The 2,584-nt window shown below is 38.5% G+C and carries 4 protein-coding genes and 1 pseudogene; 2 read left to right on the top strand and 3 right to left on the bottom strand.

What is annotated here, in order from left to right:
* Nucleotides 1-714 (top strand): annotated as a pseudogene (locus DNK84_RS00480) (APC family permease); the annotation flags it as partial.
* Here the strand turns inward: DNK84_RS00480 and DNK84_RS00475 are convergent.
* Genes DNK84_RS00475 through DNK84_RS00465 form a run of 3 tightly spaced genes read right to left on the bottom strand, consistent with a single transcriptional unit; the run spans nucleotide 711 to nucleotide 1,582 of the window.
* Nucleotides 711-1,163, bottom strand: a complete 453-nt coding sequence (locus DNK84_RS00475) for an LpxL/LpxP family acyltransferase (RefSeq protein WP_119342625.1) — start codon at nucleotides 1,161-1,163, stop codon at nucleotides 711-713. The pseudogene DNK84_RS00480 and the gene DNK84_RS00475 overlap by 4 nt on opposite strands.
* On the bottom strand, nucleotides 1,164-1,376 hold the full coding sequence (gene rpsU, locus DNK84_RS00470; RefSeq protein ID WP_119342624.1) for a 30S ribosomal protein S21: 213 nt from the start codon (nucleotides 1,374-1,376) through the stop codon (nucleotides 1,164-1,166). It abuts the gene before it with no gap.
* Entirely contained in the window at nucleotides 1,376-1,582 is a 207-nt protein-coding gene (locus tag DNK84_RS00465; RefSeq protein ID WP_119342623.1) for a cold-shock protein, read from the bottom strand. Before DNK84_RS00465 ends, rpsU begins: the two co-directional genes overlap by 1 nt.
* A 156-nt stretch (nucleotides 1,583-1,738) precedes the next feature.
* Between DNK84_RS00465 and DNK84_RS00460 the strand changes: the two genes are divergently transcribed.
* Nucleotides 1,739-2,476 (top strand): thaumatin family protein, encoded by a 738-nt coding sequence (locus tag DNK84_RS00460; protein WP_119342622.1) that lies wholly within the window; start codon nucleotides 1,739-1,741, stop codon nucleotides 2,474-2,476.
* The last annotated feature ends 108 nt before the right edge of the window (nucleotides 2,477-2,584 follow it).

Below are 2,584 nucleotides of genomic sequence, written 5' to 3'. Positions count from 1 at the left end.
CCAGGCTCAAAAGCAGCTGAAGGTTGGGCTGCACTAAACTTCACAAGTCCACTTGTCAATCTTACTATGTTGCTTGGCTTAAATCTTATCACAGCACTGTTAATTGCTGATTCTATCGTAAGTCCATCAATCACGGGTTTAACTTACCTTGGTGCATGTTCACGAATGCTTTATGCCATGGCCGATAAAGGACAAATGCCACGCTGGATTGCCAAGCTCTGCCCAACGCATCATTTATCAAAACGATCTCTCTTAATTAACTTTGCCATTGGTATTATCGTGCTGTTTAACTCCAGCAGCTGGGCTTCTTTAATGGTTATTACCACCGCCTTTAATGTATTAGGTTATATGGGCGCGCCAATTTCTTTGGCTGGGATCGCGAAAAAAAGCATCAAAACCAAGATTTTCACATTATTTGTATTTGTTGTGCTATCACTTTTATTAAGCACATTGGCAAAAGATGATTTCCTCTTAAGCAATACTGCAATCACAGTGATGATGATTGTCTATGCAATTTTACAATATCGCCAGGGAAAATTTAGCCCTTATTCATTTTCATTTGTTATTTTCTTATGGTTATTGATGGCTGTCGCAGAAAACTTTATTGCCGTAATTGTTTTGGCTTGCATCTTTTTCTATTTCATTACACATAGAAAATTCATCGCCTTACTTAAACATGATATCCAGCCACATCATATACAAGAGGCCTACTAAGACTTTTTTATTGCCAAAGACGAAGACCACTTGTGAATCATTAATCGCCCCATGATTTCCATGCAGCTGAAGTGACCTCCAAGTAAAATTAAGGCTTTATTGGTATCACGCTTAATAAAATCCTCAGAAAAATACCTCTCCAGATAAATCATATTGAATCTTTTATCTGACATAAACCATGCGATAATAGTTTCTATACCTGACATACAAAGCGCTTCAAAAGAGGCTTTACACAAAGACTCAATAGCAACTTTATTTTTCTCAGGAAAACATAACTGTAAATTACGGTACGTTATTTTATAACGCCGCTTTGCGCTTTTATAGAATTTACCGCCAATAAACTTCCCTATATTCATTTGCCACTTATAGGGTAATTGAACGAATAATTTAAGAAAGAACACCAAACTCCACCCCCCATAATAACGAGGATGGAAAAAGTGGGATTTCACTTATCGAAAGGCTCTTGGATAAAAAGCGGCTCTTGATGCCTTCCTTGCGCGCTTAATCGCGGCTCTTTTGGCTATTTTTCTTTGCTCTGTCGGCTTAATATAATGCTGCCTTTCGCGCATTTCTTTCACAATACCTGCTTTTTCACAAGCACGTTTAAATTGTCTTAAAGAAATATCAAAAGGCTTTCGCTCATCAACTCTAATGCGAGGCATTATGCTAACTCAACATTAATCGCTTCAGGACCTTTTTTCCCTTGTTGGGTTTCAAATAGTACGCGTTGGCCATCTTGTAAATAACCACCCACAGCATCTAAATTTGACATGTGCACAAAAACATCTTTGTGTCCATCATCAGGTTGAATAAAACCAAATCCCTTGGCGCTATTAAAAAACTTTACGGTACCTTGTATTTTGCTCATAAATTGTATCTCTATATTTTATTGTAAACACATAACGTTATTGTTATGTCCAGCTAACACCATAGCATGAAAAACACGATAAAGAAAGAAGTTCTGTAAAATGGTTTATTGGTGGTATATACTCAAATTGACATCACAACAACAGGAGAAAGTGATATGGACTATCGAAAAGCCTTTATTTTATGTGCGGCTTTAAGCATATTATCAAGCGCATCTATTACCAGCGCTGCACCAGATGAGCAAGTGATTTCAGGGATTAATGCGAAAAAATCCATTACGATCGTTAACAAAACAGGCCAATCCCAGACATTTTATTTTATGGTGGCAAACGTGAACCCAATTCCTAGTAACATTATCGCAAGCTTTAAGGCCTTAAAACCTTATCCATGCCTTTATACCAAAGGCCAGGGAAATGCACAAACCTGTAATGTCACCATTCCAGATGGTGAACAACAGGTAATCCCTTTAAGTGGTTTTTCAATCCCAACCTTGCACCTTGACATCACAGGTGGCAAGGGGCAATGGCCTTTGGGACCATGCCCGACAACAACGGTTGAATTTGTCTTAAATTCAAATAATGCGGATCATTATGATGTAAGCCTTGTCAACGGCCAGAATTTTAATGTGAAAGTCACCTCTGCTGCCGGCGGTAAGCCAATTATTCTTAACACAGATAATCTAGCTCAAATCTTACAATTACCTGGTGTTTTTCCGCCAGGGTGCGATGGTTGCGCTGTTTCTATCAACCCACCAACCTGGCCGCAATGTCCAGGAAAAGTAGCAAAATCTTCCTGTAAGCAAGGCACACAATATAACCCCAACCCCGTATGCCAGTATGACAGTCAACCAATAAGTAATAGTTATACCGTGACGTTTACTGAGACTGGAGTTTAATAATTGAACTGGATTAGTGTCTGTAAAAATTGATAGCATAAATTTAATTTGTCAAGGCTGTAACAGAGCCCTGCGCAAATTCAATCATAATGATGAAAGCATATCTCA

Source organism: Facilibium subflavum, from assembly GCF_003574485.1.
In the GTDB taxonomy this organism is placed as follows: Bacteria; Pseudomonadota; Gammaproteobacteria; order Francisellales; family Francisellaceae; genus Facilibium; species Facilibium subflavum.
The sequence above is the reverse complement of the archived record's forward strand: the minus strand, read 5'-3'. Positions and strand labels throughout refer to the sequence as shown.